The following is a 12,961-nucleotide window of genomic DNA, read 5'->3' as shown; positions in this document are numbered from 1 at the left end:
TTGAACAGGGCCCAACAAGGAGACCACTATGCGCCTGAAACTGATCCTGCCGCTGGCTGCCCTGCTCGCCCTGTCCGCCTGCGGCGACGACGGGCCGGACCAGACGGGCAGCACGGAGAACAACAACCAGCCGGCCAACACGACGCCTACCAACCCCACTACTCCCAGCCGTCCGGCCGGTCCGCCTGCGCAATAGGCTGAACACCTTCTTCGAAATGTGGAGTGATCCCGAGGCTGCGACGCTGAGCGTGCGCCTCGGGGATTATCTCATGTTAATGCGCCTGCAGGGGATCTGGGGTCTTCTTACGCCTGTCATGTCTGGAACGGGGACGGCATCATGCCGCGGCAGGAGCCAAAGGGACGAACCGTCATCCTTTTGCCGCAGCCTTCCTTCCTGATCTGGCCAAAGCGTGGAAGAACGCGAGTGGGCATTCGAGCTTGGCAGCTCCTCCCCTTGCGTCGAGGATCGTGGAGGCGCCCATGAAAGAGGCATTCCATATCGGGCAGCTTGTCCGGATTACCAGACCTGCCTCGGGCTATTCGGATCGCCGGACCTACTGCATCGTTTGTCTGGTCTCGCGGGCAGATGGCTACGCTGTCTACCGGGTCAAGAATACGGTGGGCTGTGAGCGTCTCGTCAGGGCCGATGAGATCGAGCCCGCAGCCCTCACGGCCGTCCCGTAGAAAAACCGCTTGAAATTTGATCCGCCAATGCTCCCGCCGGAAACATAATCCGGCGGCGTATTAGCCCATGGTAGCGGGTGATGGCCCTTGCCCTCCCTGGGTGGGCACGACAGAATACTTCCCCAACGACGCCCTGAACGGGCAGCCGGCAAAAAGACCGGCAGGTGCATGCGCCGGTACGGCCATGCATCAAGAGGGAACGTAGCCATACCGCGCCAGAAGACGCGCGAGTGCCAGGGAGATTGACGTCTTTGACGGCAGCAGATGCGCGCGCGGATACCTTTCCAAAACTGCTGGTGCGCAACGCGCGCACGCGCCCGAACCGCACGGCGTTTCGGCACAAAGACCTGGGAATCTGGCAATCCTGGACATGGGGCGAGGTGCACGAGATCGTGCGGGCCTATGCCAGCGGGTTGCAGGCGCTTGGCCTGAAGCGCGGCGGCAAGATCGCGATCATCGGCTACAACCGCCCCTATCTCTACTGGAGCATCGCCGCAGCGCAATGGATCGGCGCGATCCCGATCCCGGTCTACGCGGATTCCGTCGCTGACGAGATGGCCTATGTGCTGGCCCACGCGGAGGTGACCCATGCGGCCGTGCAGAACCAGGAGCAGGTCGACAAGCTTCTCTCCGTGTCCGAGCAGCTGCCGCAGATTCAGCATGTTCTCTATGACGAGCAGAAAGGCCTGAGGGATTACGATCACGGCCATTTGCACTCCATTCAATCCGTCGTGGAGGAGGGCCGCGCGCGGCTGGCGGATGCTCAGGAGGCAGAAGCCATCGAGCGCATTCTCCAGGACGGCAAGGGCTCGGACCTCGCGATCATTCTCTACACCTCAGGCACCACGGGCCGCCCTAAGGGCGTGATGCTCACCTCCGATGCGGTGATCGCAGCAGCCGAGATCGGCTGCGATTTCGACAAGCTCGACGAAACCGACGAGATCATGGCCTATCTGCCGATCGCCTGGGTCGGCGACCACATCTTCTCCTACGCGCAGGCCTTCCTCGCGGGCTTGTGCGTCAACTGCCCCGAGAGCCCGGAGACGGTGGCGGACGACCGGCGTGAGATCGGCGCCACCTACGTGTTCGCTCCGCCGCGCATCTTCGAGAGCATGCTGACGCTGACCATGGTGCGCATCGAGGATGCGAGCGCGCTCAAGCGGCGCATGTTCCGCTACTTCATCGACCACGCCAACAAAGTCGGCGAGAGGATCCTGAACAGGGAGCCGGGCGTCAACGCCTGGGACCGCTTCCTCTGGAAGCTCGGCAACGTGCTCGTCTACGCACCGTTGCGCAACCGCTTCGGCATGACGCGGGTGAAGGTGGGCTACACCGCGGGCGAAGCCATCGGCCCCGAGATCTTCCGCTTCTACCGCTCCATCGGCGTGAACCTGAAACAGCTCTACGGGCAGACGGAAGCATCCGTCTACATCACCATGCAGCCCGACGGCGAGATCCGCGCCGACACCGTGGGCCGCCCTGCTCCCCAGGTGGAGATCCGTATCGCGGACAACGGCGAGGTGCTCTACCGCTCGCCCGGCGTCTTCGTGGGCTACTACAAGGACGACGAGAAGACGGCGGAGACGAAGACTCCCGACGGCTTCGTGCATTCGGGCGACGCCGGCTTCTTCGATGCGAATGGCCATCTCAAGATTATCGACCGCGCCAAGGATGTGGGCAAGATGCGCGACGGCGCGCTCTTCCCGCCGAAATACCTCGAGAACAAGCTGAAGTTTTATCCCAACATCAAGGAAGCGGTCTGCTTCGGCGACGGGCGCGACTATGTGGCGGCCTTCATCAACATCGACCTCGTGGCGGTGAGCAATTGGGCCGAGCGAAACGGCGTCACTTATGCCTCCTATCAGGAGCTCGCCGGCCATCCGCGCGTCTACGAGATGATCGAGAAGCATGTGGACGAGGTGAACCGTTCGCTTGCCTCCGAGCCCCGCATGGGGGGCGCGCAGATCAAGCGCTTCCTCATTCTGCACAAGGAGCTCGATGCCGACGACGGTGAGCTCACGCGGACGCAGAAGGTGCGCCGCGGCTTCATCGCCGACCGGTATGCTCCCCTCATCCAGGCACTCTACGACGGCTCGGCCGAGGCGGACATTTCGACGGAAGTCACCTTCGAGGACGGTCGCAAGGGTGTGATCTCCGCACGGGTCAAGATCAAGGACATGACGCTCTATCCGGCCGACAAGGGACATGTACTGGAGGCCGCGGAATGAGAGCGCCCGACAATCCCGTCTTCGCCAAGGGCGACGTGCTGCTCGCGGTGGACAACGTTTCGCTGGGCTTCGGCGGCGTGAAGGCGCTCACCGATGTGTCGTTCGACATCCGCAAGAGCGAGATCCGCGCCATCATCGGGCCGAACGGCGCCGGCAAGACCTCGATGCTCAACTGCATCAACGGCTTCTACTACCCGACGGAAGGGCGCATCACCTTCAAGGGCGTCAAGCGCCCGAAGATGCGTCCCCACGAGGCAGCGCGGGGCGGCATCGCCCGCACCTTCCAGAACGTAGCTCTCTTCAAGAGCATGTCGACGCTGGACAACATCATGGCCGGCCGCTCGATCAAGATGCGGTCGAACTTCTTCTGGCAGCTCTTCCGCCATGGTCCGGCCATGAAGGAGGAGGTCGCGCACCGCCGCTTCGTGGAAGAGATCATCGATTTCCTCGAGATCCAGCATATCCGCAAGACGCCTGTCGGAAAGCTGCCCTACGGTTTGCAGAAGCGGGTCGAGCTCGGGCGGGCGCTCGCCATGGAGCCGGAGCTTCTTCTCCTCGACGAGCCCATGGCCGGCATGAACCTCGAGGAGAAGGAGGACATGTCGCGCTTTATCCTCGAGGTGAACCAGCAATACGGCACCACCATCGCGCTCATCGAGCATGACATGGGCGTGGTGATGGATCTCTCCGACCGGGTCGTGGTGCTGGAATACGGGCGCAAGATCGCCGACGGAACGCCGCAAGTGGTCAAGAGCGACCAGCGCGTGATCGATGCCTATCTCGGCGTGGCGCATTGAGGGCGGGCGATGGACATTCTGTATAAGGTCTTCATCGAGCCCTTCGTCTTCATGGGCGAGGCGCCGGATCTCCTGATCCAGACCCTTTGGGAGGGGCTCGTCTCCGGCGTGCTCTATGCGTTGATCGCGCTCGGCTTCGTGCTCATCTTCAAGGCCTCGGGCGTGTTCAACTTCGCTCAAGGCATCATGGTCGTGTTTGCGGCCCTGACCCTGGTGGGTCTCTATGAGAAGGGCGTACCGGCCTTCCTGGCCCTGATCCTGGCGGCCCTGACGATGCTCGTCCTGGCCGTGGTGGTGGAGCGGGTGGTGCTGCGCCCGCTCGTCAACCAGCCCGACATCATCCTGTTCATGGCGACCTTCGGGCTCACCTACTTCCTCATCGGGTTCGGCGAGCTGATCTTCGGCGGCAACCCGAAGGAAATGATCACCGAGGCGTTGTTCCTACCCCAGGGCACGACGGAACTGGACATGCTGGGCGGAATGGTGCGCTTCCAGCACCTCGATATCGCTGCCGCCGTCATCGCCTCGATCATGATCGGCCTGCTTGCCGTGTTCTTCTCCAAGACCCGCATCGGCCGGGCGCTCCGCGCGGTGGCCGACAGCCACAAGGCGGCGCTCTCGGTCGGTATCTCGCTCAATCAGATCTGGGTCATCGTCTGGTTTGCCGCAGGCTTGGTAGCTCTGGTCGCGGGCATCATGTGGGGCGCACGCTCGGGGGTATCCTTCTCGCTCCAGATCATCGCGTTGAAAGCGCTACCCGTGCTCATCCTCGGCGGCTTCACCTCCATTCCCGGCGCCATCATCGGCGGGCTGATCATCGGTGTGGGCGAGAAGATCGGCGAGTTCTACTGGGGGCCGCTCGTGGGCGGAGGCGTCGAGACCTGGCTCGCCTATGTGATCGCCCTGCTCTTCCTGCTCTACAGACCGCAAGGGCTGTTCGGCGAGAAGATCATCGAACGGATTTAAGAGGGAACTTTCAGTGCTCTACCGTGAGGCCGGCCAGTTCAAGACCAACTATATCGCGGACAGCGCGATCTTCCCGCTGCGCCAGGACAGGATCGGCCTCGGCCTCATCATCGTCGCCGCCTATGCGCTCGCCTTCATCGGCAACAGCTTCCTGCTGCAGGCGGTGATGATCCCGTTCCTGGTGTTCTCGCTGGCCTCCATTGGGCTCAACATCCTCACGGGCTATACGGGCCTGCTGTCGCTCGGCACCGGCGCTTTCATGGGCGTGGGTGCCTATGCCTGCTACAAGCTGATGACCGCCTTTCCGGAGGTGAACGTCATCGTCTGGATCCTCCTGTCCGGCTTCTTCTCCGCCGCCATCGGCGCCCTGTTCGGATTGCCTTCCTTACGCATCAAGGGCTTCTATCTGGCCGTTGCGACGCTTGCCGCGCAGTTCTTCCTGCAATGGTGCTTCATCCGCATCCCATGGCTGGTGAACTACAACGTCTCGGGCGCGCTCGATGCGCCGCTGCGCACCCTGTTCGGCACGCCGATCATGGGCCCGAACGCCACACCGCAGACGCGCTATCTGGTGGTTCTGACCATCGTCATCCTGCTCACCTGGCTCGCCTCGAACCTCGTCCATGGCCGCATCGGGCGCATGTGGATCGCGATCCGCGACATGGATCTGGCGGCCGAGCTCATGGGCATCCGCCCCCTTCAGACGAAGCTCCTGGCCTTTGCCGTCTCGTCCTATTATTGCGGCGTCGCCGGCGCGCTCCTCGTCTTCCTCTGGTATGGCGGCGCGGAATACGATGTCTTCAACATCAACCAGTCCTTCTTCATCCTGTTCATGGTGATCATCGGAGGGCTTGGCAGCCTCATCGGCTCGTTCTTCGGCGCAGCGCTCATCTTCATCCTGCCGATTGTGCTGGGCATCGTGCTGCCCGCCATGCTCTCGCCTTTCGGCCTCTCGGTGGGCGCGGACGTGATCGAGCATCTGCGCTTCATGATCGTGGGCGCGCTCATCATCTTTTTCCTGATCGTCGAACCGCACGGCCTCGCGCGGCTCTGGCAGATCGGCAAGCAGAAGCTCCTGGTCTGGCCGTTCCCCTACTGACGGCGGGCCGCAAGGAGACGAAAAGACGGAACAAGAATTCGGCCACCGGTCGATACAACGGGAGGAAACGCAACCATGTCGTTTCGCAAATTAGGTCTTGGATTAGCCGCCGCGACGATGCTCGCCGGCATGGCCCTGCCTGCGCTGGCGCAGGACTCGGTCTATGTTCCCCTCTTCACCTACCGCACCGGCCCCTTCGCCGGATCCGGAACCCACATCGCCGACGGCATGCACGATTATCTGCGCATGCTGAACGAGCGCGACGGCGGCATCGGAGGCGTGAAGCTCGTCCTCGAGGAATGCGAGACCGGCTACGACACCAAGAAGGGTGTCGAATGCTACGAGTCGGTCAAAGGCAAGAACCCGGTCGTGGTCAATCCCTGGTCGACGGGCATCACCCTGCCGCTGATCCCGCGCGCCTCCGTGGACAAGATCCCGATCCTGTCCATGGCCTATGGCCTCTCGGCCTCGGCCCGCGGCGACATCTTCCCCTGGGTCTTCAACCCGCCGGCCACCTATTGGGATGGCCTTTCGATGATCGTCAAATACATCGGCGAGAAGGAAGGTGGCCTAGACAAGCTCAAGGGCAAGAAGATCGGCTTCCTGCATCTCGATGCCGCCTTCGGTAAGGAGCCGGTGCCGCTGCTCCAGGAAATGGCGAAGGACATCGGCTTCGAAGTCGCGCTTTATCCCGTCGCCGCGCAGGACATGCAGAACCAGGGCTCGCAATGGCTCAGCGCCCGCCGCGACCGGCCCGACTACATGATCATGTGGGGCTGGGGCTCCATGAATGGCGCAGCCGTGAAGGAAGCGGTCCGCTCGGGCTACCCGATGGACAAGTTCTACTCGGTCTGGTGGCCGGGTGAGGACGACGCCCGTGCGGGCGGCGCCGGCGCCAAGGGCTTCAAGATGCTCAACTGGCATGCGGTGGGAACGAACTTCCCCGCCATCCAGGACATCCAGAAGCACGTGATCGACAAAGGACTCTCGAAGGCCCAGAAGGACAAGGTCGGCGAGCTTCTCTACAACCGCGGCATCTACAACTCGCTGCTGATCGCCGAGGGCATTGCCCAGGCTCAGAAAGTCACCGGCAAGAAGGTCGTGACCGGTGAGGACGTGCGCCGGGGTCTTGAGAACATCAAGCTCGATCCGGCCCGCCTGAAGGATCTCGGCCTCGAGGGCTTCACCGACCAGCTCGTGTTGTCCTGCTCGGACCACAACGGCCACCGTGCCGCCTTCATGCAGGAATGGGACGGCACCAAGTGGGTGAAGATCTCCAACCCCATCGAGCCGATGACCGACCGCGTCCGCGGCCAACTCGAGGCCGCCGCTAAGGACTATGCCGAGAAGAACGCCGGCTGGCCCAAGCGCGCGGAAGCCTGCGACAAGGCGAGCTAAGGCTCCAACCCTCTCCCCTTTGCGGGAGAGGGTGACCTGCAAAGCAGGTCGGGAGAGGGGCCGAGTTCGTTTGATGACTTCCCCTCTCCCGGCTCACTCCGTTCGCCACCCTCCCCCGCAAAGGGGGGAGGGTTGGGAGATTCCGATGACCGCCGCCGCACAACCTGTTTCAGCCGCCGAAACCGTTCTCACGGTCAACAACATCGAGGTCGTCTACGACCACGTGATCCTCGTGCTCAAGGGCGTCTCACTCACCGTGCCCAAGGGCGGCATCGTCGCCCTGCTTGGTGCGAACGGCGCAGGCAAGACGACGACCTTGAAAGCGATCTCCAACCTGCTGCATGCCGAGCGCGGCGAGGTGACGAAGGGCTCGATCGAGTTCAACGGCAAGCGCGTCGACAAGCTCTCACCGAACGAGCTCGTACGCCGCGGCTGCATTCAGGTGCTGGAGGGCCGCCACTGCTTCGGCCATCTCACCATTGAGGAAAACCTGCTCACCGGCGCGTTTACACGCAAAGACGGCAATGCCGCCATTCGCCGTGACATCGAGGCGATCTACGAGTACTTCCCGCGCCTTAAGCAGCGCCGCACGTCGATGGCGGGCTACACCTCCGGCGGCGAGCAGCAGATGTGCGCCGTCGGCCGGGCCATGATGTCCAAGCCTTCGATGATCCTGCTGGACGAACCTTCCATGGGTCTCGCGCCGCAGATCGTGGAGGAGATCTTCGAGATCGTGCGCAAGCTCAACGCAACGGAGGGCGTCTCCTTCCTGCTGGCGGAGCAGAACACCAACATGGCGCTCAAATACGCCACCTACGGCTACATCCTCGAGACTGGCCGCGTGGTGATGGACGGGCCGGCGCAGATGCTGCGCGAGAACGAGGACGTGAAGGAATTCTACCTCGGCGTGTCGGAAGGTGACCGCAGGTCGTTTCGCGCTGTGAAGAGCTATAAGCGCCGCAAGCGCTGGCTGGCTTGATTCTATCATTGATCGTTTGAGCGAAGCCAAAGCGCAAGCGTACGTCTTTATTGGAGTAAAGGATGAAATTTGGACAGGCCATTAGAAGCTGCTTTAACAAGTACGCCAGTTTCTCAGGGCGGGCATCCCGTTCGGAGTATTGGTACTTCGCTCTATTCACAATACTTGTGACAATTGCGGCGGTCCTGTTAGATGAAATTCTGTTTGCTGAACTTCCAATTTTAGATTGGATAGTAACAGCTGTATTCCTCATTCCTAGCCTTTCCGTCGGCGCACGCCGCCTCCATGATAGAGATCTCTCAGCTTGGTGGATTCTGTTGAGCCTTGTACCGATCGTAGGCTGGATCATCTTTCTTGTTTGGGCTTGCCAGCGAGGAACCTCAGGCTCCAACCGTTTCGGACCGGATCCTCTGCTTGTGCCGGTTAATAATACAATTTTGGCACGAGCTTAGAACCTGCAGAACTTACATATCCTGTACGAGTTCTGCAGAAGATTCGGAGTTGTTCATGCCCGACACATTCGACGCTCTCGAAACCCGTGATCCCGCCGAGCGCGAGGCTTCCCTCTTCGCGCGGCTACCTAAGATCCTGAAGCAGGCACTCCATTCGCTGGCCTATGCCGAGCGGCTGAAGGGAATCGATCCCGCCGGCATCACCAGCCGTGAAGCTCTCGCGACCCTGCCCGTGCTGCGCAAGGCCGAACTGCCCGGCCTGCAGAAGGCCGCCCTCCCCTTCGGCGGCCTCGTGGCCGATGCGCCAGGATCGTTCGGACGCCTCTTCACGTCGCCAGGTCCGATCTTCGAGCCGGAATCCGCCACCTCCGATCCGTGGCGTTCCGCGCGCGGCTTGTTCGCTGCCGGATTCCGGCGCGGCGACGTGGTGCTCAACACCTTCAGTTATCATCTCACCCCCGGCGGCTTCATCATGGATTCCGGCGCGCGGGCTTTGGGCTGCGCCGTCATTCCGGCCGGACCCGGCAACACCGAGCAGCAGTTCGAGCTGATCGAAGCCTACCGCCCGGTCGCCTATTGCGGCACGCCGGACTTTCTCAAGATCCTGCTCGACGGCGCTGCGGCGTCAGGGCGGGATGTCTCCTCCATCAGGCGCGCGCTCGTATCGGGTGCAGCCTTCCCGAAGTCGCTGCAGGAGGAATTCTCCTCCAGGGGCCTCGAGGCCTATCAAGCCTATGCCACGGCGGATCTCGGCTTCATCGCTCATGAGACCTCAGCCCGCAACGGGCTCGTGGTGAATGAGGACATCATCGTCGAAATTGTCCGACCTGGAACCGGTGACCCCGTACCTGAGGGCGAGGTGGGCGAGATCGTCGTCACCACTCTCGATCCGCATCACCCCTTCATTCGCCTAGCCCTCGGCGACCTGACAGCCGTCATGGCGGGCGCGAGTTCCTGTGGGCGCACCAACATGCGCATCAAGGGCTGGATGGGCCGGGCCGACCAGGCCACCAAGGTCAAAGGCATGTTCGTGCGTCCCGAGCAGGTGGCGGAGATCGGCCGCCGGCATCCGGAGCTGGGCCGCCTGCGCCTGATCGTGACCCGGGAAGGAGAAACCGACGTGATGACCCTGGCGGCGGAAACTGCCACGCCGAGCGATGACCTTGCCGCTGCCCTCGGAGCGACCTTGCTCAGTATCGCCAAGCTGAGGGGCATCGTGACTTTTGCCCCGCCTGGAAGCCTCCCGAATGACGGGAAGGTCATTGCCGACGAGCGCAAATACGATTGAACCGCCCCGCTTTCATCCTGACAATCTGGCTTTGCGCGGATGCAATGACAGCCAAGCTTCCCAGCCTTGAACCCCTGACTCGCAGTTCATAAGCTCAGGCTCGACGGTGATTCGAAAAGCCCGGAAAACAAGGGAATACAAAAAGAAAGAGCACCCCGAAGGGTGCTCTAAGGTGTCCGGCCGTAGGGGCAAAAGTGACCGGAGATGCATATAAACGCACGTGTCAAAAGTAAGTTCCAAATTATTTTGAAAAATTTTTCTGGCCAGGACAGCGCCTCAATGAGGTCACGTTTTCCGGGTCTAGAGCTGAGCTTCCCGTGGGGGCAACTACGGGCCGGGGCCGCGACCACAGATCCTTCAAGGACGGGTCGCGGCCAATTTCCCTCTCATAATCCGTCAGCGCCCGTCTCGTCTATTCAATGGGCGAAGAGGAGGTCCGGGATGTCCCGGACCCCATTGGTATGAGGCCAGAACAGGCCCTCAGTACGTACCGAACTTGAAGTTCAGCTTGGCACGGGCGACGAAGAAGTCGCTTTCGTTATCCCCTCCGGTGGGCGCGACCACCGGAATGGCAGCTCCTCCGCCAGCCGGAGTGAACGTACCGACCACGCCATCGAAGTCGTCATCGTCCTCATCGAAGCTGAGCCACAATCCCTCGAGGCCGAAGGTGACGGCCGAAGAGCCGAACCAGTTCACCGGCAACGCCCATTCCACGCCACCACCCGCAACCCAGCCAGTGGTATCGTCCGAATAGGCCAGACCACCTGTCGCATAGATCAGGACGCGGTCGAACGCGACGCCGGCACGGGCCCGGACAGTGCCGAACCAATCCGACAGATTGTTGTCGAATGTGCCGGGGACGAAAACGCCGCCTGCACCGGCTGGGACGAACCTGACGTCCTCGCCCTCATCGGTATCCGCCCACTGGATATCGGTCTCGAGACCGATCACGAAGGACCCGATCTGGTAGTTGTAGCCAATCTGGGCACCACCGGTGAAACCGCCGTCTCCACTGTCCGGAAAGATCAGTGTACCCGGGGTTGCGCCGCCAAGAACGACGGATTCCTCGTCGTCACTGCGCCAGCCCCAGCCGGCGTTCACGCCGCCGTAGAAGCCAGTCCAAGTGAAGATCGGGGCCGGGGCAAACACCGGAGCCGGAGGTGGCGCTTCGCGGGCCGGAAGGTCCGCAGCAGAGGCAGAGGCTGCAGCAAGAGTCAGGCTGGCAACCCCTGTCAGGAGACTAAGTACGCACTTTCTCATGACCGTAACCCCTTGATGTGAGGATTCACGAGAAAAACCTACGCCTCTTACCTAAAGGAAGGATATTGCAAAACAGCAACACTCGCACAAACCCTAAGTATTCAAGTGGCAAAAAAGTAGTACCCCCTTTGTCACAAAGAATATAGTCCATAGGACATGAAAATAAGTCTCTTAATAAATTGTTTAAATTCGATTGACAGTACTATCGACGGGTGCCCTAATATCTATGTTTTCGGCTTGACAACCGAAGGCGAGGAGATCACTCAACCCTGCCCCACCGGGCGGGGTTTTTTCTGGAATTTTCCCCGGCTATCCGGCGAAACTACAGATCACCGAACAGCAATTGAGCTTGGTTGCTTGTCTTCCGAGCCGGGCTTTTTTTGGTGGGCGACGCAGCGGCCCTGATTTCGCGGCTGTCAGTGCGCTTCCGATTGGCAGGGCCAGCCATCCGCGCCTTGGCCTTATCCCTTGCGACGGCCTCGGGGGCCGCTGGATTGTCGTCCAGCCACTTGCCGCGCTTGATCACCTCGTTGACGCGGCCTTGATTGACGCCAAGCTGGAAGGCGATCTCCTGCTGAGTCATCTCTGTTGTTCCATGAAGCTCCAGGATGCGCCTCGCCAGCTCCGGCGTCATCTTGTGCCCGGTGATGCGTCGCGCAGGGGCCACCGAACGCTTGGTCCGGTCCCGCTCTCGAAGCTTCTGCAGGATCGCGAGGGCCATATGCATTCCCTGCTCGCGAAGGGCATCCTCGAATTCCTTGAGCGTGGTCAAATCGAACGCACTCCTCCAGAGACAAGGAAGGCTTACAAGGAAACAGGCACCCGGTTCCCAATCCTAACGTCCCTCAATGGAACAACGGCCACGCTCGGACTTGGTTTCAGCAATGGCCGGGCGATCAATCCTCCTCTTCCTTGCAGGGCCAGGATTTCGGCTGGGACAGACCGTCCGGAAGCTTGGTCTGGGCAGTGCCGCAGGCAATATCGACTTGGGCCTGAGTCAGGCCGACGGCACGACTCAGGTCCGAACCGCCGATCTGAGCCAGGAACATGTATGCCCTGGTGAAATTCGCACCCTGAAGATCAAGCCCGCTGAGGCCGGCCCGGGATAGATTGGAGTAGCTGAAATCCGCTCCCGTCACCTTGGCGCTTTGAAACAGCACGCGGGCGAGCTCGGCCTTAGCCAGGTTCGCCCCCGTCAGATCTGCGCCGCTGAAATCGGATCGGTTCAGCTCGGCTTTATTGAAATTTGCTCCTGCGGCTTTGGTCTGGGCGAAGTTGGAGCGGCTCATATCCGACGAGACGAACACAGTACCGGTGAGATTGGCTTGCGCGAAATTGGCACGCCACCCCAGGGCCTTTGTGAAGTCGGCGCGCGACAGATCCGCTCCTTCAAAGCGTGTGCGGCTTACTTCGGTCTCGGTCAGGTTGGCCCCTGCCATCTTCGACGATGCGAAATCGCTCAAGGTCAGCAGGGAGCGCTGGAAAACAGTCCCGGTCAGATCCTCGCCGGTGAGGACCAGGCGGGCCTTGGAGCACCCGGACCAGTCGGCACCCGGCCCTGGCGTGTCCTGACACTTGGCCGTTGCGGGTCCTGCGCAGACGACAAGGAGGATAAGGCCTCCCAGGATCCGGCTTCCCGCCGCCAGCGATGACTCCCGAATCTGCACGAACTCACAATCCTCCATGGGGCCCTCTCAAGGCTATGATTGATAACTAGAGCATCGTGCGGAAAAGTGGACCCGGTTTTCCGCGCCAAACGATGCTCTTATTCATAGAGGAAGCATCGGATCGATCCCAAAAGTGCAAATCC

At 61.4% G+C, this 12,961-nt stretch carries 13 protein-coding genes; 10 read left to right on the top strand and 3 right to left on the bottom strand.

Annotated elements, in window-relative coordinates; genetic code table 11:
* The first annotated feature begins 28 nt into the window (after positions 1-28).
* The 10 genes from VB618_RS02810 to VB618_RS02765 all read left to right on the top strand — a co-directional run bounded on the left by VB618_RS02810 (position 29) and on the right by VB618_RS02765 (position 9,891).
* A complete protein-coding gene (locus VB618_RS02810; RefSeq protein ID WP_329794971.1) occupies positions 29-196 on the top strand; it encodes a hypothetical protein in 168 nt (55 codons plus the stop codon).
* A gap of 284 nt (positions 197-480) precedes the next feature.
* Positions 481-684, top strand: a complete 204-nt coding sequence (locus VB618_RS02805; protein WP_329794970.1) for a hypothetical protein — start codon at positions 481-483, stop codon at positions 682-684.
* Between the two features lie 251 nt (positions 685-935).
* Entirely contained in the window at positions 936-2,912 is a 1,977-nt protein-coding gene (locus VB618_RS02800) for an AMP-dependent synthetase/ligase (RefSeq protein WP_329794969.1), read from the top strand.
* A complete protein-coding gene (locus VB618_RS02795) occupies positions 2,909-3,709 on the top strand; it encodes an ABC transporter ATP-binding protein (RefSeq protein WP_329794968.1) in 801 nt (266 codons plus the stop codon). The genes VB618_RS02800 and VB618_RS02795 overlap by 4 nt, the downstream gene beginning before the upstream one ends.
* Positions 3,710-3,718: 9 nt before the next feature.
* Positions 3,719-4,675 (top strand): branched-chain amino acid ABC transporter permease, encoded by a 957-nt coding sequence (locus tag VB618_RS02790; RefSeq protein WP_329794967.1) that lies wholly within the window; start codon positions 3,719-3,721, stop codon positions 4,673-4,675.
* 13 nt (positions 4,676-4,688) lie between these two features.
* Positions 4,689-5,774: a branched-chain amino acid ABC transporter permease gene (locus VB618_RS02785; protein ID WP_329794966.1), complete on the top strand. Its 1,086-nt coding sequence runs from the start codon at positions 4,689-4,691 to the stop codon at positions 5,772-5,774.
* A 75-nt stretch (positions 5,775-5,849) separates the two neighbouring features.
* Positions 5,850-7,172: an ABC transporter substrate-binding protein gene (locus tag VB618_RS02780; protein WP_329794965.1), complete on the top strand. Its 1,323-nt coding sequence runs from the start codon at positions 5,850-5,852 to the stop codon at positions 7,170-7,172.
* Positions 7,173-7,317: 145 nt separating this feature from the next.
* The gene (locus tag VB618_RS02775; RefSeq protein WP_329794964.1) at positions 7,318-8,151 is read left to right on the top strand and encodes an ABC transporter ATP-binding protein; all 834 of its coding nucleotides are present in this window, start codon (positions 7,318-7,320) and stop codon (positions 8,149-8,151) included.
* Between the two features lie 62 nt (positions 8,152-8,213).
* A complete protein-coding gene (locus VB618_RS02770) occupies positions 8,214-8,603 on the top strand; it encodes a DUF805 domain-containing protein (protein ID WP_329794963.1) in 390 nt (129 codons plus the stop codon).
* Between the two features lie 55 nt (positions 8,604-8,658).
* Positions 8,659-9,891 carry a phenylacetate--CoA ligase family protein gene (locus VB618_RS02765; protein ID WP_329794962.1) on the top strand — a complete coding sequence of 411 codons (1,233 nt, stop codon included), beginning with the start codon at positions 8,659-8,661 and terminating at the stop codon, positions 9,889-9,891.
* Between the two features lie 480 nt (positions 9,892-10,371).
* Here the strand turns inward: VB618_RS02765 and VB618_RS02760 are convergent, their stop codons facing one another.
* The 3 genes from VB618_RS02760 to VB618_RS02750 form a co-directional block, all read right to left on the bottom strand.
* Positions 10,372-11,151 (bottom strand): outer membrane protein, encoded by a 780-nt coding sequence (locus VB618_RS02760; RefSeq protein WP_329794961.1) that lies wholly within the window; start codon positions 11,149-11,151, stop codon positions 10,372-10,374.
* Positions 11,152-11,473: 322 nt separating this feature from the next.
* A complete protein-coding gene (locus VB618_RS02755; protein WP_329794960.1) occupies positions 11,474-11,923 on the bottom strand; it encodes a sigma factor-like helix-turn-helix DNA-binding protein in 450 nt (149 codons plus the stop codon).
* 124 nt (positions 11,924-12,047) lie between these two features.
* A complete protein-coding gene (locus VB618_RS02750) occupies positions 12,048-12,836 on the bottom strand; it encodes a pentapeptide repeat-containing protein (protein WP_329794959.1) in 789 nt (262 codons plus the stop codon).
* Between the last annotated feature and the right edge of the window lie 125 nt (positions 12,837-12,961).

The sequence above is a fragment of the Microvirga sp. CF3062 genome, from assembly GCF_036314045.1.
In the GTDB taxonomy this organism is placed as follows: Bacteria; Pseudomonadota; Alphaproteobacteria; order Rhizobiales; family Beijerinckiaceae; genus Microvirga.
Note: the sequence above shows the minus strand (reverse complement) of the source record. Positions and strands in the feature narration are given on the sequence as shown.